Source organism: Gluconacetobacter asukensis, from assembly GCF_014174375.1.
Lineage (GTDB): Bacteria > Pseudomonadota > Alphaproteobacteria > Acetobacterales > Acetobacteraceae > Gluconacetobacter > Gluconacetobacter asukensis.
Genome location: NZ_JABEQE010000014.1, coordinates 51,280 through 73,101, shown reverse-complemented (window position 1 = coordinate 73,101; position 21,822 = coordinate 51,280). Strand labels below are relative to the sequence as shown.

Annotated in this window: 14 protein-coding genes; 9 read left to right on the top strand and 5 right to left on the bottom strand. The window is 67.2% G+C overall.

Features of this window, described 5'->3' with window-relative positions:
- Position 1: 1 nt before the first annotated feature.
- Positions 2 to 3,361, top strand: coding sequence for an amidohydrolase family protein (locus HLH35_RS15005; protein ID WP_182979910.1), 3,360 nt, complete (start codon positions 2 to 4; stop codon positions 3,359 to 3,361).
- A 91-nt stretch (positions 3,362 to 3,452) separates the two neighbouring features.
- On the opposite strand, the gene HLH35_RS15000 is transcribed toward HLH35_RS15005, so the two are convergent.
- Entirely contained in the window at positions 3,453 to 5,942 is a 2,490-nt protein-coding gene (locus HLH35_RS15000; protein ID WP_408870133.1) for a TonB-dependent receptor family protein, read from the bottom strand.
- Positions 5,943 to 6,594: 652 nt separating this feature from the next.
- Between HLH35_RS15000 and HLH35_RS14995 the strand changes: the two genes are divergently transcribed.
- Positions 6,595 to 7,698: an aromatic ring-hydroxylating oxygenase subunit alpha gene (locus tag HLH35_RS14995; protein ID WP_182979909.1), complete on the top strand. Its 1,104-nt coding sequence runs from the start codon at positions 6,595 to 6,597 to the stop codon at positions 7,696 to 7,698.
- A 40-nt stretch (positions 7,699 to 7,738) separates the two neighbouring features.
- On the opposite strand, the gene HLH35_RS14990 is transcribed toward HLH35_RS14995, so the two are convergent.
- A complete protein-coding gene (locus HLH35_RS14990; protein WP_182979908.1) occupies positions 7,739 to 8,677 on the bottom strand; it encodes a LysR substrate-binding domain-containing protein in 939 nt (312 codons plus the stop codon).
- 170 nt (positions 8,678 to 8,847) lie between these two features.
- On the opposite strand from HLH35_RS14990, the gene HLH35_RS14985 reads away from it, so the two are divergent.
- The 7 genes from HLH35_RS14985 to HLH35_RS14955 all read left to right on the top strand — a co-directional run bounded on the left by HLH35_RS14985 (position 8,848) and on the right by HLH35_RS14955 (position 17,526).
- Positions 8,848 to 9,573, top strand: coding sequence for a class II aldolase/adducin family protein (locus HLH35_RS14985; protein ID WP_182979907.1), 726 nt, complete (start codon positions 8,848 to 8,850; stop codon positions 9,571 to 9,573).
- Positions 9,574 to 9,902: 329 nt separating this feature from the next.
- Positions 9,903 to 12,368 (top strand): TonB-dependent receptor, encoded by a 2,466-nt coding sequence (locus tag HLH35_RS14980; RefSeq protein ID WP_246385132.1) that lies wholly within the window; start codon positions 9,903 to 9,905, stop codon positions 12,366 to 12,368.
- 42 nt (positions 12,369 to 12,410) lie between these two features.
- The gene (locus HLH35_RS14975) at positions 12,411 to 13,781 is read left to right on the top strand and encodes an aminotransferase (RefSeq protein WP_182979906.1); all 1,371 of its coding nucleotides are present in this window, start codon (positions 12,411 to 12,413) and stop codon (positions 13,779 to 13,781) included.
- Complete coding sequence (locus tag HLH35_RS14970) at positions 13,778 to 15,193, top strand: amidase family protein (protein ID WP_246385131.1); 1,416 nt, start codon at positions 13,778 to 13,780, stop codon at positions 15,191 to 15,193. The genes HLH35_RS14975 and HLH35_RS14970 overlap by 4 nt, the downstream gene beginning before the upstream one ends.
- Before the next feature lie 23 nt (positions 15,194 to 15,216).
- Positions 15,217 to 16,731 (top strand): sodium:solute symporter family protein, encoded by a 1,515-nt coding sequence (locus HLH35_RS14965; protein WP_182979905.1) that lies wholly within the window; start codon positions 15,217 to 15,219, stop codon positions 16,729 to 16,731.
- A complete protein-coding gene (locus HLH35_RS14960; RefSeq protein ID WP_182979904.1) occupies positions 16,728 to 16,997 on the top strand; it encodes a hypothetical protein in 270 nt (89 codons plus the stop codon). The genes HLH35_RS14965 and HLH35_RS14960 overlap by 4 nt, the downstream gene beginning before the upstream one ends.
- Positions 16,998 to 17,028: 31 nt before the next feature.
- Positions 17,029 to 17,526, top strand: a complete 498-nt coding sequence (locus HLH35_RS14955) for a GNAT family N-acetyltransferase (protein WP_182979903.1) — start codon at positions 17,029 to 17,031, stop codon at positions 17,524 to 17,526.
- 156 nt (positions 17,527 to 17,682) lie between these two features.
- Here the strand turns inward: HLH35_RS14955 and HLH35_RS14950 are convergent, their stop codons facing one another.
- From HLH35_RS14950 to HLH35_RS14940, 3 genes are all read right to left on the bottom strand, one after another.
- Complete coding sequence (locus tag HLH35_RS14950; protein ID WP_182979902.1) at positions 17,683 to 18,639, bottom strand: EamA family transporter; 957 nt, start codon at positions 18,637 to 18,639, stop codon at positions 17,683 to 17,685.
- Positions 18,640 to 18,682: 43 nt separating this feature from the next.
- A complete protein-coding gene (locus HLH35_RS14945; protein WP_338029366.1) occupies positions 18,683 to 19,984 on the bottom strand; it encodes a sensor domain-containing diguanylate cyclase in 1,302 nt (433 codons plus the stop codon).
- Between the two features lie 95 nt (positions 19,985 to 20,079).
- Positions 20,080 to 21,819, bottom strand: a complete 1,740-nt coding sequence (locus HLH35_RS14940; RefSeq protein ID WP_182979901.1) for a SulP family inorganic anion transporter — start codon at positions 21,817 to 21,819, stop codon at positions 20,080 to 20,082.
- Positions 21,820 to 21,822: the final 3 nt, after the last annotated feature.

Genomic DNA, 21,822 nt, shown 5'->3' with positions numbered 1-21,822 from the left:
GATGCGCCCGTTTGCCCGCGCCCTGCTGTTTTCCGCCCTTCTGCCGGCGGGCCTGACACCGGCCGTTCCGGCGGCGAGGGCCCAGGAGGCCGGAGAGCCGCCATTGCCATTCCTGTCGCCCGCCGCGATCGGCCATGCGCTGCCCGACCGCGCGCGCCCGATCCAGCCGCCGGGGCAGAACCTGCCGATGACACCGGCGCGGCGACTGGTCGCCGATGTGCACCATGGCACCTGGATGTCGCTCGACCTGTCACCTGACGGGCGGCGCATCGTCTTCGACCTGCTGGGCGACCTCTATACCCTGCCGGTAGACGGGGGCCGGGCGACGCGGATCAGCGACGGCCTGCCCTTCGACACCGCCCCAGCCTATTCGCCCGACGGGCAATGGATCGCCTATGTCAGCGACCGGTCGGGGGCCGACAATCTGTGGATCGCCCACCCCGATGGCGGCGCGGCACGGCAGATCACCTTCGGCGATGACGACACGGTGCTGACCTCGCCGGCCTGGATACCCGACGGGCGGTCGCTTCTGGTCAGCCGCTATCGCGCGGACCTGAATGCCTACGAACTGTGGCGCTACGACCTGCAAGGACGCGGCACGCTGGCGGTGCCGGTCCGTGGCGGGCCCGACACCCCCCGCGCCGCCTGGCGCAGCACACTGGGCGCGGCTCCGACGCCGGACGGACGGAGCGTCTATGCCGCGCGCCATCTGGGCGGCCTGTCCTTCGAGGACACCGATCACTGGACCATCATCCGCCGCGACCTGGCCACCGGCACCGAAAAGACGGTGGTGACCCTGCCCGATGGCCCGCGCACGGCGCTGTTTCCCGGTGCGTTCTTCCGCCCGTGCCTGTCGCATGACGGGCGTCTGCTGGCCTATGCCGCCCGGCGCGACGGGGACACCGAATTGCGGGTGCGCGACCTGAAGACCGGGCAGGACAGGCGGCTGGCCTTTCCCATCGCGCATGACCAGCTTCAATCCTCGATGTGGCAGGACCTTGTGCCGCGCTACGCCTTCACGCCGGACGATAGCGCGATCGTGCTGAGCGTGCGGGGCGGGTTCGAACGGATCGCCCTGGCTGACGACACCGCAACGCCGATCCCGTTCACCGCCCATCTGGATGTCGCGCTCGGCCCGTCCACGCGCCAGGATATCCACGAGGAGACGGGCCCCGTCCATGCCCGGCTGATGATGGCGCCCGTGGCCTCTCCCGACCGCGGCACGCTCGCCTTCTCGGCATTGGGCAGGCTGTATCTGATGCGGCTGGACGGTCATGCGGCGCCCTCACCTTTCGCCCCTGGCGGCGATCCGGCCTTTCAGCCCGCCTGGAGCCCCGACGGCCGGCGCCTGGCATGGGTGACGTGGAGCGAACGCGGTGCAGGAGCCGTCTGGTCGGCCCCCGCCGATGGCTCTGCCCCCCCGGTGCGTCTGTCGGACCTGCCGGCTTATTATACCGACCCGGCCTTTACCCCCGACGGACGGCAGGTGCTGGCGGTGCGCTCCGGCCAGCAGGCACGGCTGGACATCTACATGGAATATGGCCGGCTGCGGGACGCCGAGTTGATCGCCCTGCCAGCCGATGGCGGCGCGACACGCACCATAACGCATGGCACGCTCGGCGGCCCCGTGCAGTTCGCGCGTGGCGGCGCCTATCTCCAGACGGACGAAGGGCTGGACAGCATCGACCTGACCCATGGCACGCGCCGCCTGGCCGTACGGGTGAACGGTCCCGGCTGGTATTTCCAGGATGGCGCGGTACCGGTGGACGATGTGCGGATCAGTCCGGACGGGCACTGGTTGCTGGCACAGGTTTCTCAGCAGCTCCACCTGCTCGCCATGCCTGCCCGGCCGGGGCAGCGCATCGACCTGACCGATCCGCATCTGCCGCATCGCCGCGTGACCGACGCGGGTGCCGATTCCATCGCGTGGTCCACCGACGGGCGGGCGATCGACTGGTCCACCGGCCCGGTTTTTCACACCCGTCCGCGCGCCGATATACCGCTCGACCCGCCAGACCGCCCGGACTGGCGCGCCGCGCCCCCGGCACCGGCCGAGACGCGATACCGCGCCGACGTCACCGTCCCCCGTGCGATGGCGCAAGGCCGGCTGCTGCTGCGTGGGGCGCGGGTGTTGACCATGGCGGCCGGCGACCCGGTGATCGACCGCGCCGACATTCTGATCGAGGAGGGCCGCTTCCGGCAGGTCGGCCCCACAGGCAGCTTTCCCGTGCCGGCGGATGCCACGATCCGCGACATGACGGGACGCATCATCGTCCCCGGCTTTATCGATACGCATGACCATGTGGCGACGATCCGCCGCGCGGTGCTGGGGCTGGAGGATTGGGGGATCGCGGCGCGCCTGGCATGGGGCGTCACGACCAGCTTCGATCCCTCCACGCTGTCGATCGACATGCTGGCCTATCAGGATCTGCTGGACGCGGGGTTGATGGTCGGGCCGCGCATCCGCCAGACCGGCATCGCGCTGTTTTCGATGCAGCGTTTTTCCTCGCTGTCGGACGTCCTGGCGGTGATGCGGCGCTACCGCGACGATTATGGTCTGCGCAATATCAAGGAATATCGCACCGGCAGCCGCCAGGTACGCGAATGGGTGGCGCAGGCATGCCGGATGCTGGACATGCAGCCGACGACCGAAGGCGCCTTGTCGATGAAGCTGGACCTGACCCAGATTCTGGACGGCTACGCCGGCAACGAGCATGCGCTGGTGGCCTCTCCCTTGCAGGAAGACGTGCAGGCCCTGCTGCGCGCGACCCGGACCAGCTACACCACCACATTGAGCATCACCAATGGCGGATCACCCGGCATGGATTGGGCGATCGCGCGTGACGATCCGCGCGGCGACCCGCGCGTGCGGGCCTTCTGGCCGGAGCTGTTCCGCGAGCAGATGACGCTGCGGCACGATTGGCGACCATTGTCCGAATACCGCTTCCCCTCCATTGCCGCCGACGCCGCCGCACTTGCCGCCGGCGGCGGGCTGGTCGGAATCGGCAGCCATGGCGAAATGCCCGGCATCGGCTTTCATCAGGAAATGGAATTGCATGCTGTGGGCGGCATGACAGCGCGGGCAATCCTGCATGCCGCCACCATCGGTTCGGCCGAGACGATCGGACGCAAATCCGACCTGGGCAGCATCGAACCAGGCAAGATCGCCGATCTGGTGGTACTGACCGCCGATCCGCTGGCCGATATCCGCAACGCGCGCGCGGTGGCGCAGGTCATGCGCGACGGGCACCTGTACGATGCCGCGACACTGAAAGAACTCTGGCCGACGCAGCGGCCCCGCATCCGACCGTGGTTTGCCGGACAGGATGCGGAGACACACTGGCTTCCGTCCCTTCCCTGAAACATCACATGTTCAGGCGAATTCGACTGATGGGACAATGGTTTTTCGTCAGTCCGTCCGGAGGAATACGACCTCGCGGACGGCTGTGTCTTCAGAACTCGGCGGAAACCGTGCCGAAGAATTCGCGGGGGGCCGCGACATACAGGACCGGGTTGTCGTCACCCGACATCGACGCCGCGCCGTAGACGCCGCCGATATAGTTCTTGTTGAACAGGTTGGTGATGCCGAACGTCGTCTTCAGATTGTTGGCGAAGCCGATGCGCCCGAAATTGTAGGCGGCGCTGAGGTTCGACGTCCAGTAGGCGGGGATCTTGACGTCGTTCATGTACGTCATCGGCCGCGCGCTGCTGTAGGTGGCGTTGAAGTTGAAGGTCGCCTGGCGCCATGTATAGGACAGGTTGGCCTTGTACATGAACTTCGGATAGAAGACCTGGTGCTTGCCCTTGATGCTGATGGTGCTGCCGTTATAGGGCACGTGCGCATCTTGATACACCGCGTCGTTCCAGCTGAAGCTGTTCGAAATCTCCAGCCCGCGCACCGGACGGATGGCGCCCATCACGTCCGCGCCGTTCATGCTTTCACGCCCGACATTCTCGATCGAGCTGTACATGTTGCTGGTGGAACCGGCCGTGATCGCCGCCAGGCGGTTGTAGTAGTCCGTGTGATAGTAATCGACGCTGGCCGAGAACATCCTGGAATCGTAGCGGTAGCCGACGACATAGTTCCATGTCCGCTCGGGCTTCAGGCTGTTCTTGTTGGCGTTGAACACCGTCTGGGCCGGGTTGCCGGAATTGCCCAGGCCGCCCCACGGATTGCCGCTGCCGCTCTGCGTGCCGTAATCGTAGGCGCGCATGTTCTCGGCGATGTCGAAATACACTTCATGATGATCTAGGAAGTGATAATCGAAATTGAAGTGCGGCAGGAAGGCATTGGCCGCCGTCATGCTGCCCGATGCGGGATGGCTGTAATAGACGCCCCAGTCCGACAGGCTGCTGGTATTGTCGACGCTGGTGCCGCCATGCGTCGTCTGCAGCAGCGAGCGGAAGCCGGCGGTGACGGTCATGCCCGGAATGATGTGGTAGGTGTCCTGCAAATAGTACTGGAACGTGTTCGTGTTGAACGAATCCGCCCACCAGGTCGTGGCCTGCGAGGCCTTGAAGTCGCTCTTGGAATTGTGCGCCGCGTCCACGCCGTCTTCGTACATCCGCATCGCGTAGTTGAACGTGTCGTTCTCGTACCAGATGCCGGTCTTGATGTCGTTCTTGTTGACGGTGATGTCGAAGCTCTGGGTGAAGCCGATGCGGCGGACGTCGACATGCCCGGTTTCAAGCGCCATCGGCACCTGCGAGGTGGGCGAGATCAGGAACGGATTGGTGCCGCTGTAATCGCCGCTGGAGACGTGGGCGTAGGCCGCGGTCTTGGACAGCACGTTGGGGAAGAACTGATAGTCGGCCTTGATGGCTGACAGGTAGTTGCGCTGCGTCTGCGTGCCGTCATAGGCGTAGTCGCCGATTTCGTCCGGCGTCAGCACGCCCTGCAGGTTGGTGGGCACCGTGCCCGCCTGGGCATTGGCCGCCCATTCCTTGGACAGCGCATAATTGGGCTTCAGATAGGTCGTGTCACGGCCCATCTTTTCCCACATGTTCTTGGTCAGGCCCAGATAATTGTACTGGATGAAGTTTGAGTAGTCGAAGATGGCCGTGATCTTGCCCTTGTCGCCCAGCGGCTGCACGAGCTTGAAATTGGCCTGGTGTTCCTGCTGGTCGCCGAAACCCTTCCACAGATCCTGCGCGGTGCGGGCATAGGAGGCGTAGAATTTGGTGCCGGTGGCATTCAGAACGCCGCTGTCCACGCGGGCGAAGGTGCGGAAGGCGTCGTAGCTGCCGAAGCTCTGGCTGACACGGCCGCCCGTCTTGTCCAGCGGATCGGCGGAGGTGTAGGTGATCGCCCCGCCCAGCGTCTGCGCCGAGGGTGTGTCCAGCGCGCCCGCGCCCTGCGACACCGTCATGCCGGCGAGGTTCTCCTGGATTTCCATCTGGTCGACGCCCAGGCCGTTCCAGTTATGGAATCCCTGGCCGCCCATCGGGATGCCGTCCAGCGTCGCGCCGATCTGGGTCTGGTTGAAGCCGCGGATATACAGCGTGCTGGCCACCGTATCGAGGCCCAGCGCGTCATCCGAGCCGAAGCTGACGCCGGGGGTGGTGAGTGCCAGCACCTGGAGCGGGCTGGTGCCGGCCACGAACTGGTCCATGGTGGCGCGCGTCACGGCCGTTTCCGCCCCGCGCGAATGGAAACGCGCGCCGCTGACCTCGACCGTCTCGGCCTCGGCACGGACGCGTGCCGCCGGGCGGACCGCCCGCGTGGCCGCGCGTGCCGCCGGACGGGCGGCGGCGGCCGGCTGCGCGGCAGCGGCGGCCGAAGCATGATGCGCCGCCTTGGCGGCACGATGGCGGGCATGGGCCTTGCCGTTCTCGCCGCTGGCGGCAAGCGCGGGCAGGCTGGCCGAGGCCATCAGAAGAGAAGCCGATCCCAGCAGGAACGATCGGCCGTGGCGTCGGAGAAATCCGGTCTGTCTGGTCATACTCACCTTGTCAGGATAGGGCACGCGCGCCCGCGCGCGGTGCCGTGCGGCAGCCCGCGGGACCGTCATGCCCCCTTGTCGATCGCGTCGGACGGGATCGTCGCGCCGCGTTTTGGCGAATCAGGAATCGCGGCGGGAAGCGTCTGGAACGATGTCGGTCATGTCAGGCGCCCGGGCTCCCTTCGTCGCATTCCACTGGGATTGTGGCCGCCGGCATCCCCGGGCAGCCATTGGGACTAAATCAAGCGTAATCCGAGATGAAAATGCAACATACCCGGAAGATGATCGCGTCTCATTCTTTAATGATGCGGCAAATATGACACATTTGTGAATACAATATGTTTCATTTTTTCACAACTCTTATAATGAAACATATAATTTATGCGAATAAGTGCCGAGTAATATTGTTATACGAAATTGTCTATTTCCGATACCCAATGTCCGATCGTATCGGATCTGCATTTATATTCGTTTCATTTTCGTCTTTTGTTTTTCTGAGTCGGCCGCGGCGCGCGCGGCGGCGTGCGCTGTCAAGCCCGGCGGACGCATGGTTTCGTCTTCTGCAAGGCTCGGTTTCCCAACTGGAGCAAGACAGGGGCGTTCCCGAGGGGGGACAATGCGGGATCAGGAAAGAACCGGAATGGATATGGCCATGGACCAGATCTCCCTTACCGAGCGCGACGCCATCGGAATCGGGATGCACGACCTGCGCACGGTCGATTGCGACCCCGATTTCTGGTACCCGGTGGCCTGGTCGCACGAACTCAAGGCCGGCAAGACCATCGGCACCCGCTATGCCGGCCAGCCGGTCGCGCTGGTCCGCCCCACCGAGGGCGAGGTCTTTGCGCTGGAGGATCGCTGCGCCCACCGGCAGGTGCCGCTGAGCAAGGGCACGGTGAAGGGCCAGGCGGTGCAGTGCTGCTATCATGGCTGGGCGTATGGCCGGTCGGGGCGCTGCATCGACGTGCCCTATCTGGGCAAGGGCAAGCTGCCCAATGGCGTGCGCACCTATCCGTGCCGCGAACAGGGCGGGCTGATCTTCATCTTCCCCGGCGATCCGGCCCTGGCGGATTCCATCCCCATGCCCACGCTGGCGCATGTCGGCGACCCCGATTTCCGCACGCGGCAGTTCGGGCCCCGCGTGGCCTGCCACTATACGTTCATGCATGAGAACCTGATGGACATGAACCATCAGTTCCTGCACCGCCGCCAGATGGGGCAGATTCGCGCGCGCTTCCTGAGCCAGGACCGGGGCGAGAACTTTGTCGAGGCCCGCTACAGCTTTGCCCGGACCGATACCCACCAGCCGCTGGCCGAGGCGCTGATCTTCGGCCGCCACCGCGACCTGAAGGGGCGCGAGCAGCCGGTCGAGGAAGTGGTGACGGTGCGGACCGAATATCCGTACCAGACGCTGCGGATCGTCGACAAGGATGGCGACCTGATGATGGATCTGTGGGTGGCCTATGTGCCGCAGAGCGCCGACCAGCGCACGACCCGCGCCTTTGGCCTGCTATCGGTGCGGCGCCCGAAGATTCCGTTCCTGATCGACCTGATCTGGCCGGCGCTGGCGGTGTTCACCAACCGGATCTTCGAGGAAGACCGCGAGGTGGTGGAACTGGAACAGCAGGCCTGGGACGCCCAGGGCGGCGACCGGAACCGCGAGGTCTTTCCCGTGGTCAACCATCTGCGCGCGCTGCTGGCGCGCAGCGGGCGGCCGGGGCAGTCGGCCGGGGCCGGCCGGGCCGTTTTCTCCTGACCCTGCGCGCCTGCCCGTGACCGGGCGCGCCGGGGCGGGCCTATGGGGCCTCGCGGGCCAGGAAGGACGCGACCTCGGCCGTCAGCCAGTTGCGGAAGCGCGCGAATTGCGGGCGGTTCCAGTTGCTTTCGGGCGCGATCAGGTAATAGCCGCCGATGAACACGCGGCGGAATGCCTGCCCCGGCACGGTGACCCGCACCAGGGTCCCGCGTTGCAGATCGTCCGACACCAGGAAGATGTTGGCCAGCGAGATGCCCTGCCCGTGCCGTGCCGCCGCCAGGGTGATGCTGGCATGGCCCAGCCGCCCGAACGGCACGAACGAGGCCGGGCTGACCTTGTGGCCCGCGAGGAAGAGATGCCATTCGCGGCTGTCTTCCGCCTCGATCAGCGGCTCGCCCAGCAGGTCGGTGATCGTGCGCAGGCGCCCCTCCACCTCGGCCGCCAGGACGGGGCTGGCGACCGGGAACATGGCGGGCCGCGCCAGCAGCACCTTCTTGAAGCCGGCAGGAAAACTTTCCAGATCCTGGTCGCGCAGGTAGCGGATATCGGCATGCAGGTCGTCGCGATCGAAATCGGGGAACCGGTCGAACGGCCGCACCACCAGGTTGATCGACGGTTCGCTGCGCCGGAAGGCGCCGACCCGCCCCGCCAGCCACAGCGAGGCGAAGCCCGACACGCAGCCGATGTGGATCGAGTCCTCCATGCGCGGACGCAGCCGCTCGGTCGCGCGGGACAGGCCCTCCAGCGCCTCGGTGATGTCCTTGTGATAGGACAGGCCCTTCTGCGTCAGCGTGCCGCTGGCCCGGTCGATCAGCGCCACCCCGACCCAATCCTCCAGCGTGCGCAGGTGGCGCCCGACGATCGTGTGGCTGACGCCCAGATATTCGGCCGCCTTGCGTACGCCGCCGGTGCGGCCATAGGCATCGAAGGCGCGCAGCGCCCCGAAGGGTGGAAGAAGTAGCCGTTTCTTCGTCGACACGATTCAATCCGCCGGGCTGTCCGGCGGAATCTTACGGGGCGGCGACCGGCGCTGTAAAGCGATTGGAAACCCAGGGTTCCCACCCGCGAACAGGAAGTCACCTTCGCGACGGGCCGTTTCGCCCTCTACCCTGGGCCCTGCATTTCCGTCAGCGAACCGGGACCATGATCATGAACGACCAAGAGTTGCGCGAAGACCTGGCGGCGGCCTACCGGCTGATTGCCCTGTTCGGCATGAGCGACCTGATCTACACGCACCTGTCCGTGCGCCGGCCCGGCGATGGAAACCGCTTTCTGGTCAATCCGTATGGCTGGCTGTTCGAGGAAATCACCGCCAGTTCGCTGGTCGAGGTCGATGCCGACGGCCAGCCGGCCCAGCCTTTGTCCTTTCCGGTGAATCCGGCGGGTTTCGTCATCCATTCCGCGATTCATCGGGCGCGGCACGACGCGGCCTGCGTGATGCACACCCACACCCTGGCGGGCATGGCAGTCGCAGCCCAGACGCAGGGCATCCTGCCGCTGAACCAGATCAGCATGGAATTTACCAACCATGTCGCCTTCCATGCGTACGAAGGCATCGCCGCCGACGACAATCTGGGCGAGCGGGAGCGGCTGGTGCGCGACCTTGGCGCGCATCCGGCGATGATCCTGGAAAATCACGGGCTGCTGACCGTCGGCACCACGGTGGCCGAGGCCTTCTATCGCATGTACTATCTGGAGCAGGCCTGCCGTATCCAGATCGCCGCGCAATCGACCGGCGTGCCCCTGAGCCTGCCCGGCGCCGCGACGCTGGAGCGCACCCATGCCCAGTTCGCGAACGAGCCCGACAAGGGCCGACTGGCGTGGACGGCGCTGCGGCGCAAGCTGGACCGGGAACAGCCCGACTATCGACACTGAGCGGCCGACACTGAGCGGCGCCCGTTATCGCCGTCCATATCCGTAACGTACCGGATTATCGCGCGCGCCTGACCTTGGACCCGGCGCGACGCGCGCATGCCCTGGGTGGAAACTTCTGGTTTCCATGCGCGAAGAAAAAGTCGCTTCCGAAACATTCTCGACCGATGATATCGTCAACCGTAATGAAATGGTTCTTCTCTCCATTTCTGAATAAATCCAAAGACACATGCGACCAATACAGTCGTTGTTTTCTGTTCGCCGACTATTCCGCGGAACGAGACTGTGCAGGCCGGATGCGGCCAGATACTTCGCCCCCAGGAGGTCCTGTCATGCGATCACCGATCATTTCCCGACGACGGCTGCTGATTTCCGGAACCATGATCGCCTGTACCGGCATCTGGGCACCGGCCCCCGACAGCCGGGCCGCGACACAGGCCGCGACGCCCGCCACCGGCCATGCGCGCCCTGCCGCGCCGCCTGCCCACCCCGTGTCCGGCCCGGCCCCGCGCACTGCCCCGCGTGCCGCGCCGGCGGCCGAGACCATTTCGGTTACCGGCGGCATCACCACCCCCACCGGCGTGCGCAACACCACGCCCGGCGGCGGCATGATGCCGGTGCAGACCGCGCCGAAATCCCGCAGCGAGGTCACGCGCGACTTCATCGCCAAGAAACCGTCCAACACCACCGTGCAGGCCATGCTGGCCAGCATGCCGGGCGTGTCCTATGCGCGCTCCGATCCCTATGGCCAGATCTCGCGCGGGATCATGGTCCGGGGGCTGAACTACACGCAGGTCGGCTATCTGGTGGAAGGCGTGCCGCTGACCGACGGCGTCTATCTCAGCCCCGATGCCATCGGCGGCAGCCCGGACATGGAAAACGTATCGTCGGTGGCGCTGACACAGGGTTCGCCCGATATCAGCAGCCCGGCCTATTATTCGGTGGGTGCGGAAATCCGCACCACCCTGCGCGACCCGGCGCGTACCGCCGGCGGCCTGCTGGAATCCAGCTATGGCAGCTGGAACATGAAGAAGGAATTCGCCCGGATCGATACCGGCGAGATCGGCCATACCGGCGTGCGGGCCTTCATGTCCTATTCGTGGAGCTACAACCAGTTCTGGCAGACGCCCGGCTCGCTGATGCGCCACCATGTGGATGCCAAGGCGATCAAGGAATGGGGCCACGGCAACAGCGCGGGCCTGACCTTTTTGTGGGGGCATTATACCTCGGCCGGCATCAACGCCAACGGTTCGGCCACGCCCACCAAGGCCGCGTTCGAACAGTACGGCACGTCTTCGCTGTATTACAACACCCACTACACGCCCGGCGTCGGCAGCTACTGGCAGCTGGCGCGCCTGCGCAACGACGTGCTGTCCATCATCGCACCGGTGCATCTGAATCTGGGCAGCGGGTTCAAGCTGTCGGCCACGCCCTATTTCATCAACTGGGACAAATGGACCAACTATGGCGAAGCCATAAGCCAGAACAACAGCTATTACGGAACCCACCTGGTCGGGCCGCTCAGCCTGCCCGATGTCGGAGCCAACGGCAAGCAGACGGTCGAGGTCGTCGATCCACAGCACCAGCATACGCTCAGCCTGATGACGGACCTGGCCTGGACCCATGGCCACAATACGCTGCGCGTCGGCTACTGGTATTCGTATCTGGACATGACCGAGCGCGCCAATTACGCCGCGACCAGCGCGCAGGGGCTGCCGGCCAATGCCTGGGGGCGCTTTGGCGTGACCACCGCCGACGGGCAGGTGATGTCGGGATGGGACATCGTGTTCCGCCAGCAGACCAATGCCATATTCATCGAGGATACGTTTACGGCTTTCAACGACCGGCTGAAACTGAATGCCGGATTCAAGGAAGTGATGATGCAGCGCTGGGTCAGCAACCTGATCCCCGGTGCCGCGACCTACAAGAACGGCGCGAACTATGCCGAACCGCTGCCGCAGGTTTCGGCCAGTTTCGACATCACGCCCAACGACCAGATCTATGTCAACGGCACCACCAGCTTCAAGGCGCCCGACCGCAGCGAAGCCTATATCGACATTTACGACGCGGCCTCGCCCATTCCGATCCAGGGGCATCCGCAGGACATGAAGCCCGAATATGCGATCGGCGAGGAGCTGGGCTATCGCCATAGCGGGCTGGTGCATGTGTCGGCCGCCCTGTTCAACTACAACATGGTCAATCACGACGTGCTGTCGACCGCCTTCGTCGGCGGATCGCTGGTGACGGCGCCGATCATCCTGGGCGGGCAGACGATCCGTGGCGCGCAGCTCGAGGTCGGGCTGCGGCCGTGGCATCATTTCAGCCCCTATGTCTCGGGCTCGTATGTCCACGCCACCACCGACAACGATTTCAAGGTGGGCAATGACGTGCTGCCCACCGCCGGCAAGATCGCGGTGAACACGCCCAGCTTCACCGGCGCGATCGGGCTGGCCTATGATGACGGCACGTATTTCGGGAATTTCAACCTGAACTATATCGGCCGCCGCTACAGCACTTTCATGAATGACGAGAGCATTCCGGGCTATCTGACGTCGGACGTGACGCTAGGCTACCGGCTGCCCAATGTCCATGTCGCCCACGCCACGCTGTACCGGCCGCAGATCCAACTGAACCTGATGAATATCGGGAATAATCTCTACTACGCCCAGACGGCGGGCCTGACATCCAACGCGCACACCATGACGGGCCTGCGCGGCACCACCATCGCGGGCAAGAGCCCGACCTACCAGATCGGCGGCGGCTTTGCGATTGCCGGTGCCGTCACGGTCGGGTTCTGACGAGGGAGGCAGCGTGCGCAACAGACAGGAACCATCCAGTCCATGACAGACGATATCATGACACCGGAAATGCGTGACGCACGCTACGTCATGCACCCGCTGACCGATGCCCGCGCCAATCTGCAAAGCGGGCCGCTCATCATCGACCGGGGCGAGGGCATCCATGTCTACGACCTGGCGGGCAACCGCTATATCGAGGCGATGGCGGGCCTGTGGAGCGTGGGGCTGGGCTTCAGCGAGCCCAGGCTGGTCGCGGCCGCGACGCGGCAGATGGAACGCCTGCCCTACTACCACCCTTTCAGCCAGAAAGGGCATGGCCCGATGGTGGATCTGGCGGAGCGGCTGGTAACGATGGCGCCGGTGCCGATGAGCAAGGCGTTCTTCACCAATTCGGGCTCCGAGGCCAACGATACCGTCATCAAGATGCTGTGGTATCGCGCGAACGCGCTGGGCCAGGCGCAGCGCAAGAAGATCATCAGCCGGCATCGCGCCTATCACGGCATCACCATCGCGGCCGCCAGCCTGACGGGCATACCGGCCAATCATACCGGTTTCGACCTACCGCTGCCCGGTTTTCTGCACCTGACCGCCCCGCATTACCGCCGTTTCGCGCTGCCGGGCGAAAGCGAGGAAGATTTCGCCACCCGGCTGGCCACCGAGCTGGAAGAGCTGATCCTGCGTGAAGGCCCGGAGACCATTGCCGCCTTCTTCGGCGAGCCGGTGATGGGCGCGGGCGGCGTGATCATGCCGCCACGGACCTATTGGGAAAAGATACAGGCGGTTCTTGAACGATACGAAATCCTTCTGGTCGCCGACGAGGTGATCTGCGGCTTCGGCCGCACCGGCTGCATGTTCGGCTGCGAGACCTATGGCATCCGCCCGGACGTGATGGTGCTGTCCAAGCAATTATCGTCATCCTACCTGCCGATTTCCGCCATCCTGCTGAACGAGCGGATGTTCGAGCCGATTGCCGACCTGACGCACAGTATCGGCACGTTCGGCCATGGCTTTACCGGCGGCGGCCACCCCGTTGCCGCCGCAGTGGCGATCGAGACGCTGCGCATCATCGACGAGCGCGACCTGGTGGCCCGCGCCGCCGAGGCCGGCGCCTGGATGCAGGAGCGTCTGGCCACGCTGGCCGACCACCCGCTGGTCGATGAAGTCCGGGGCGTGGGGCTGATGGCGGCGGTGGAGCTGACGCCCGCGCGCCTGGCCGACCCGCCGGCGTGGCCCACGGGTGCGCTGGGGCGCCGCGCCGCCCTGCTGCTGCAGCAGCAGGGCGTGATTTCACGCGCAATGGGTGACGCGCTGGCCTTTTGCCCGCCGATGATCATCGACCGCGAGGGGATCGACGCCATTGTCGCGGCCCTGCGCACCACGCTCGATCTTTGCCTTAAGGAAGCGACGCCATGACCGATCTGTGCGATCTCGACGCCACGACCCTGCTGGCGCTGTACGCCGCCGGCGATACGTCGCCGGTCGAGGTGACCCGCGCGGTGCTGGCGCGCGCCGATGCCATGCAGGGGGTGCTGAACCCGTTCGTGCGCATCGATGCCGACGAGGCCCTGGCCGCCGCCGACGCGTCGGCGCGGGCGTGGCGCGCCGGCCTGCCGACCCGGCCGCTGGAAGGGATTCCGGTGTCGGTCAAGGACACCGCCATGACGCGCGGCTGGGTGCTGGGGCGCGGATCGCGCCTGTCGATCGGCCAGGCGCCCGCCACGGAGGATGCCCCGGCTGTAGCGCGGCTGCGCGCGGCGGGGGCGATCATCTATGCCTGCACCACGACATGCGAGAATGGATGGAAGGCGGTGACCGACAGCCCGCTGACCGGCATCACCCGCAATGCCCACGACCCGGCCGTCAGCCCCGGCGGCAGCAGCGGCGGCGCCGGGGCTGCCGTGGCGTCGGGCTGCGGCCCGCTGGCGCTGGGCAGCGACGGCGGCGGATCGGTGCGCGTGCCCGCCAGCTTCAGCGGCGTCTTCGGCCTGAAGGCGACCTTCGGGCGGGTGCCGCAATGGCCGATCGGGCCGCATTATTCCGACATGGCGCATTATGGGCCGCTGGCGCGCTCGGTCGCCGACGCGGCGCTGATGCTTTCGGTGATGGAAGGGTATCATCCCCGCGACCCTTACAGCTTCCCGCCCGCGCCGCCGGGCGCCTTTCTGGCCGGGCCGCTGCCGCTTTCGGGCCTGCGCGTGGGCGTGGCCGAGGATTACGGCTTCCTGCCCGTCGACCCGGATGTGCGGGCCGTCTTCCGCGCCAGCGTGGCATTGGCCGAACTGGCGGGTGCGACCCTGGTGCCGGTGCCGGATTTCGAGGATTGGCGGCCCACCTACCGCACCTTGTGGCAGGCCGGGGCGTGGCAGGCGCTGCGCCGCCTGCCACCCGAACGGCTGGAGCTGGTCGATCCGGAATTCCGCACCGAGGCCTTCAAGGGCGCGGCCATCGCGACCGGCGACCTGATCGACGCGCAGATGCGGCGCATTACCTACCGGCAGGACGCCGCGCGCCTGCATGAGACGATGGATGTGGTGCTGTCGCCCAGCGTGTCGGTGCTGCCGTTCACCGCCGGGCAGACGGTGCCCGACCCGTCCTGGCCCGACTGGCTGGAATGGGGGGGCTTTGCGTTCCTGGCCAACATGACGGGGCAGCCGGCGGCGTCGATCCCGGCCGGGTTCTCGGCCTCGGGCCTGCCGGTCGGCGTGCAGGTGACCGGCCGCTGGCAGGACGATGTGACGGTCATGCGCGTCTGCTACGCCCTGGAAGGGCTGCTGGTGGAAGGGCGCCGCGCGCCGTCGCAACTCGTGGAGCGGCTGGGCGCGTAACCAGGGACAAGGGAGGCCCGCCAATGGGTATCGCGTTCGGAATCGTCGGACTGTTCTGCGCCGGTCTGGTGGTGCTGCTGCAGGCCAGTTACCGCAAGGACCGCTCGTTCTCGGATTACGCGGTCGGTGGCCGGTCGTACGGGGCGTGGCTGCAATCCATGTCGTTCCTGAACAGCTGGTGGCCCGGCGGCATCCTGCTGTCGCTGACCGGCATGGCGCTGGGCAGCGGGGTGGTGGCCTTCTACATGCCGATCTACAGCCTGCTCACCGTGCTGCTGATGTATCTGATGGCGCGGCGGGTGTGGCTGTGGGGGGCGGCGAACGACCTGAAGACCCAGGCCGACCTGCTGCGGCTGCGCTATGATTCCACGGCGCTGGCGGTCACGTCCTCGGTCATCAGCGTGCTGTCGATCATGCCCTGGCTGGTGCTGGGTTTCAAAGGGCTGGGCGCGATGTTCTCCGCCCTGTCGATGGGGCGGCTGACGCCGGGGCAGTCGGTGGCCTGCGGCGTGGCGCTGATCCTGGTGCGTCAGGTCTGGACCATTCGCATGGGCATGCGCGGCCTGGTCATTTCCGACATGTACCAGGGCATCGTCGCCTATGTCGGCGGCACGGCGCTGATCCTGGGGCTGATTGCCTGGATGGCCGGCCAGGGCCTGTCGCCTTCCCACCTGCCCGCGCACATGCTGCGCGTGCCGGGCGTGGGCGGCGATGGCGGGGGGCCGCTGACGCTGTTCTCGATGATCCTGACCGGGACGCTCGGCGGCTGGTGCTGGCCGCCGATCTTCGTGCGGCTCTACACGGCCGACAGCGTGCGCAGCATGCTGCGCGCGGGCGTGTTCAGCGCGCCGCTGTCGATGCTGTTCTCGATGGCGCTGGTGGTGATGGGGCTGATGGCCGCCGCCCTGCCCGGCCTGCATGGCGAGGCGGACATGGCGTGGTTCGAGGTGGCGCGCCTGGCGGCCGGGCCGGTGGGGCTGGGCCTGGCCGGCACGGTGATGCTGGCGGCGACGATGGGCGGGGTGGATGCCATCATCCAGGCCATGGGCACGCAGGTTGCCAACGACATCGTGGGGGCGGGGCGGACCCTGCCCTACCGGACGTCGATCCTGACGGCGAAGGGAACCATGGTCGTCGCCACCGCGCTGGCGGCCGGGATCGCCTGCCTGCCCATCGCGCATCTGTCGATGCTGGCGCTGCTGTCCTATCAGGGGATCATCCAGGTTGCGGTTGCGCAATATGGCGGGCTGTTCTGGCGCCGGGGCACCGCCACCGCCGGCATCGCCGGCATGGTCGCGGGCTTTGCCACCGCCATTTTGCTGGAAACATTCTTCCACGGCGCGGCGGCCCATGTCGGGGGGCTGAGTTCGGGCGTGATCGGGCTGGCGGTCAATGCCGCCACCTATGTCGCCCTGTCGCTTCTGGCCCCCCATCCGGTGGCCGAGACCCGCCGCGTGGCCCGGCTGTTTGCCGGCGCCGATACCAGCCGGCGTGACACCGCGCCCCCCATCGCCCTGGCGCAGGGAGATGCCGCATGAGCCCCGCCCGCCCCCGTGCCACGATGGTCGTGGCGTGGATGATCGGCAACCTGGCCGCCGCCCTGCTGCCGCCGGTCTATCTGGCGCTGGGCACCGCCGCCCCGGTCCTGCCGGGCCTGCCGGGCTCGATCGTCTATTTTCCGGTGCTGGGCCTGTCGATCGTCCTCTGCCTGCTGGCCGCCTATCGCGACGACGAGAAACGCGGCTATTTCGCCACCTGCCGCCTGCCCGAGCGGACGGGAGACGAACCGCCCGCCCCGCCTTGACGCCCCGGGGGAAAGGGCGCGATGGAAGACCATGCTGATCCGCCCCATGATCCCGGCCGATTTCGATGCGGTCTGGCCCGTCCTGCGCGACATTGCCCGCGCGCGCGAAACCTATGCGCTGGACCCCGAACTGGACCGCGCGGCGGGCTGGGCCCTATGGGGCGAGGCGCCGCGCGCTACCTTCGTCGCCGAGCGCGATGGGGTCATCCTGGGCAGCTACTACATCAAGCCCAATGCCGCCGGGCCGGGCGACCATGTCTGCAATGCCGGCTATATCGTGGCGCCGGCGGCGCGCGGGCAGGGTGTGGCGGCCGCGCTGTGCGCGCATTCGCTGGCCGAGGCCGCGCGGATGGGATTTGCGGCCATGCAGTTCAACATGGTGGTGGCCAGCAACCAGGTTGCGGTGCGGCTGTGGCGCCGGCACGGGTTCCTGATCGTCGGCACCCTGCCCGGCGCCTATCGCCACGCCACGCTGGGGCCGGTGGATTGTCATGTGATGTACCGCCACCTGGACGACCAGGCTGCCTGAAAAGCCGGTCTGCCGGCGATCCGACGCGCATTTCCTGCGCTTCGGTGCTCATGGCCATCAAGGCCACTCCGCTCCGATGCTCAAAAATACACGCCGGGCGTGCCGCTCCGCGGCACTCTGGCTCGGCAGACCGGCTTTTCAAGTAGCCTGTGAAGATCAGGATGGTTCGGGCGCGGTGGCCGGGATTCCGGCGGCCGGGCGGTGGACGGCCATGCCGGATAGCACGCTGGCGCAGACCAGCAGCATCGCCGCAATTTCGATCGCGGTCGGCAGGCGCTGGTCCCACAGGAAACCGTAGAGGAGCGCGAACAGGGTTTCGAACAGGATCATCTGTCCCGCCAGCGTCAGCGGCAGCAGGCGGCTCATGCGGTTCCAGAAGGCATTGCCCACGATCGACACCAGGAGGCCGCTGCCAGCCGCCACGGCCACGAACCGCGCCCAGTCCCATCCGCCGGCCGTGCCCGGCACCCCGAGCAGGAAGGCCGGCCCCGCGGCCAGCACCGCCAGGATGCCGGTGGCGGCCCCGGTCAGCAGGTTCCAGTCCTGTGCCGAGATGTGGCCCAGCCGCGCCAGCCAGCGCTGGTTGCTGACGGCATAGGCCGCCCAGGACAGCATCGCGCCCAGGGCGCACAGCCAGCCCAGCAGGGGCGCCCCGGGCGCCGCCTGGCCGGCCACGCCGATCGCCCCCCAGCCGATACAGCCTATCGCCGCCAGGCTGAACAGCAGCGAGGGCGCCAGCCGCCCCAGCGACACCGCGCCGTCGTCACGGCTGCCGATCAGCGTCAGCACCGCCGGCAGCAGGCCGATGATCAGCGAGGTGGCGGCGATCCCGCCCAGCCGCACCGCATAGGACAGCAGCACGTAATAGAGGATGTTGCCCAGCAGGCCGAGCACGAACAGGGCCCGGATTTCCCGCGCTCCGACCATCGCGCGCACCGTCGGCCAGCGCGGCGCCAGCGCCAGCAGCGAGAACGCGCCATAGGCCAGATAACGGCCGATCGAGATCTGCACCGGCGTGAAATCGCCTGCCAGCGCCGGTGCCAGGAACGCCAGCCCCCAGAACGCACCGGCCGCCACGCCGTATCCCAGCCCCGCCCCGAGTCCGGCCGTCACGACCCGCCCCCGGCACGCCGCCTGTCATGCCCCATGCCGCCGCTCAGTCCGTGTTCTCGGCGAAGGCCAGCCGGTTTCGGCCCGCCTGCTTGGCCGCGTACAAAGCCTTGTCCGCCCGCGCCAGAACCTGCTCGCCGTTCCTGTCGGTGGGCAGCATCGGGGCAATGCCGATGCTGACCGTCAGCGAAATGGCAATGTCCTCGAACCAGGCCTGCGTTTCCGCGATCTCGGCCCGCAGGCGGTCGCCGATGCGACCGGCTTCCTCCAGGCCGAGACCGGGCAGGCAGACGGCGAATTCCTCGCCCCCCATGCGTCCGGTCATGTCGCTGGACCGCAGGACGGAACACATGATCGCGGCGACATGGCGGATCACCTCGTCGCCCGCCGCGTGGCCGTACCGGTCGTTGATCGATTTGAAATGATCGACGTCGATCATCATCACCGCCACCCGGTCGTGCCGTTCCTGCATCAGGGCGGACCAGGTCTTTTCCATCCGTTCCAGGAAAGCCCGCCGGTTTGCCAGGCCGCTCAGATGATCCAGCCGCGCCAGGTCGTGAAGCTGCTGCTCCATCTCCATGCGCTCGGTCACGTCCGTCACCAGCCCGTGCCACAGCGTGTCGCCATCCGGCAGCCGGGCCGGCCGGGCATCGATCTGCCGCCAGCAGAGTCCCCGCGCCGGCAGGTCGACACGAAAGATGCATTGCCAGGACACAAGATCGCGTTGGGATGCATCCAGCGACGCATGATACATCGCCCGGTCGTCGGGATGGATACGGTCATGAATGGCCGCGGTGCTGATCGCCACATCTTCGGCCGTCAGCCCGAAGATCTCGCCGATGCCGGAACTGACATAGGTCATGCGGGCCACGCCGTCGGGCGCGCGCCGGGACTCGAAGATCAGCCCGGGGATCTTGTTGGTCAGGTTGGCGACCAGATTGGTCGTTTGCCGCAGCCGCTCGGCCATGAGATGGGTGGAGGTGATGTCGGCGGTCGTGCCGACCATGCGCTGCGCCCGGCCCTGCTCATCGCGGCTGATGACCATGCCGCGACTCAGCACCCATTTGTAGCTGCCATCCTTGCAGCGCAGCCGGTGCTCGACCTCGTAGACCGATGTGCGCCCCTCGAAATGATCCTGCATGGTCGCCTGGACATAGGCCAGGTCGTCGGGATGCACGCGGCCGTAGCTGTCCTCTACCCGTGCCGAGATCTCGTCGCGCGCATAACCCAGTATTTCGGCCCAGCCGGCTGAATACCTGATTGTACCGCTGATGACGTCGCGGTCCCAGATGCCGGTCCCGCTCCCCTCGATCGCCAGTGCCATGACGTCATGAAAATCGTCCACCACGCGCCATCAAACCCCGTACATCCCCCGTTAACTTTCATAGCCGACCTTGGCCGCCTCGGGAACCGGGTGACAGCCATGTTCGATCATGAGGACAATCAAATCTCCCCGGCCGCCTGGACGATGGCGCGGCCGGCGCGGATCGCGGGATGCAGGGCGGTGAAATAGGCGTCCGCTCCGGCGACCGCCGTGATCCGGTGCCGGTCCATGTCGGCGCGCAGATAGGGCGAAACGCGGCCGAACAGCACGCGCACGCCTCGCCCGCGCAGCTCCGCCAGCAGGTCGCGCAGCGTGCCGGCGGCCGAGAAATCGAGGTCGGTGATCGCGCTGGCATCGACGATCAGGCAGCGCAGCCGGGCCGGCGCACTGTCGGCCAGCAACCGCGCATCGTCCGCGAAACGGGAGCAGTTGGCATAGAAGAGGTCGGCGCCGAAACGATAGATGATCAGTCCGGGCTCGGTCTGCATGCCCCGGCCGACCGGTACCGGCTCCAGCATGCCGGTGGCGTCATCCACCAGCAGTACCATGCTGTGCGGGCGGTAGCTGTGGCGGACATGGCGGAACAGCGACAGCGCGATCGCCAGGAAGATGCCCTGTTCCACCCCCACCCCCACCACGGCCGCGGCGGTGGCCAGGGCCAGCTGGAATTCGCCGGGGCTCTCGCGGCGGATGGCCAGCAGGCCGCGCCAGTCGATCATGCCCGCGGCGACGGCGAAGACGATGGCGGACAGCACGCAGCGCGGCAGGTCGCGCAACGGGCCGGTCAGCACCAGCAGCACGACCAGCGTGGCCAGCGCGAAGACAAGCTGCGCCCGCTGGCTGCGCGCGCCCGCCCGCAGCGCCATCGCCGTCTGGGTGGGGCTGCCATTGACCACGAAGGCCCCGGTCAGCGCGGCGGCGGCGTTGGCCGCGGACAGGCCCAGTATGTCGGCGTTCTCGTCCACCTCTTCGTGGCAGCGCAGGGCGAAGGCGCGCGAGGTGGCGGCGCTCTGCGCGATGATCACCACCACGCAGGAGCCTGCGACCGGCAGCAGGGCCAGCATCTGGTTCCACGTCACGTTCGGCGGGCGCAGCGACGGCAGGCCGCCGGCGATCGGGCCGATGACCGCTACCCCGTGCCCCGCCAGGTCCAGCGCCCGGCTGGCCACGATGGCGCCCACCACCGCGACCAGCGCCATCGGCGCGCGCGGCAGCAGGCGGCCGCCCGCCAGGATCAGCGCCACCACCAGCAGCGACAGCCCGGCGCACAGGAAGCTGGCCCCCGGCAGCCCGCGCGCGACCTGCAGCAGCTGCGCCAGCGGATTATGCGCCGGGGCCGTCACGCCCAGCATGTCGCGCGACATGGCGATGCAGACCTGCACCCCGACCCCGGTGAGGAAGCCGACCAGCACGGTGCGCGAGAAGAAATCGGCCAGGAAGCCCAGCCGGAACAGCCGCGCGCCCAGCAGGAACGACGCCACCAGCCACGCCACCGCGCCGACCAGCGCCACGTAGCGCGGGCTGCCCGCCGCCGCCATGCCCGCCAGCCCGCTGGCGATGATGGCGGCGGTGGCGGAATCGGCCGCCACCACCAGATGCCGCGACGACCCCAGCAGGGCGAAGGCCACCAGCGGCAGCAGCACCGTATACAGGCCCGTGACCGCCGGCATGCCGGCAATGGCGGCATAGCCCAGGACCTGCGGGATGTTCATCGAGGCCAGCGTCAGCCCGGCCAGCGCGTCGTGCCACCCGCCAGGCGCGCGCAGGGCCGCCGCCGCCCTGGGCCCCTGCGCCCGCAGGCGTGCCAGCAGGCCCCCAGGCGGCGCGGCCCCGTCTTGCGGCCCGGTTCCGGCCGTCATGAT

What these genes read in the sequence shown, in the direction of transcription:
- HLH35_RS14940 (WP_182979901.1), bottom strand. Translation starts at nt 21,819, where the DNA reads ATGACGGCCGGAACCGGGCCGCAAGACGGGGCCGCGCCGCCTGGGGGC.
- HLH35_RS14955 (WP_182979903.1), top strand. Translation starts at nt 17,029, where the DNA reads ATGCTGATCCGCCCCATGATCCCGGCCGATTTCGATGCGGTCTGGCCC.
- HLH35_RS15000 (WP_408870133.1), bottom strand. Translation starts at nt 5,942, where the DNA reads ATGACCAGACAGACCGGATTTCTCCGACGCCACGGCCGATCGTTCCTG.
- HLH35_RS14995 (WP_182979909.1), top strand. Translation starts at nt 6,595, where the DNA reads ATGGACCAGATCTCCCTTACCGAGCGCGACGCCATCGGAATCGGGATG.
- HLH35_RS14975 (WP_182979906.1), top strand. Translation starts at nt 12,411, where the DNA reads ATGACAGACGATATCATGACACCGGAAATGCGTGACGCACGCTACGTC.
- HLH35_RS15005 (WP_182979910.1), top strand. Translation starts at nt 2, where the DNA reads ATGCGCCCGTTTGCCCGCGCCCTGCTGTTTTCCGCCCTTCTGCCGGCG.
- HLH35_RS14980 (WP_246385132.1), top strand. Translation starts at nt 9,903, where the DNA reads ATGCGATCACCGATCATTTCCCGACGACGGCTGCTGATTTCCGGAACC.
- HLH35_RS14960 (WP_182979904.1), top strand. Translation starts at nt 16,728, where the DNA reads ATGAGCCCCGCCCGCCCCCGTGCCACGATGGTCGTGGCGTGGATGATC.
- HLH35_RS14970 (WP_246385131.1), top strand. Translation starts at nt 13,778, where the DNA reads ATGACCGATCTGTGCGATCTCGACGCCACGACCCTGCTGGCGCTGTAC.
- HLH35_RS14965 (WP_182979905.1), top strand. Translation starts at nt 15,217, where the DNA reads ATGGGTATCGCGTTCGGAATCGTCGGACTGTTCTGCGCCGGTCTGGTG.
- HLH35_RS14985 (WP_182979907.1), top strand. Translation starts at nt 8,848, where the DNA reads ATGAACGACCAAGAGTTGCGCGAAGACCTGGCGGCGGCCTACCGGCTG.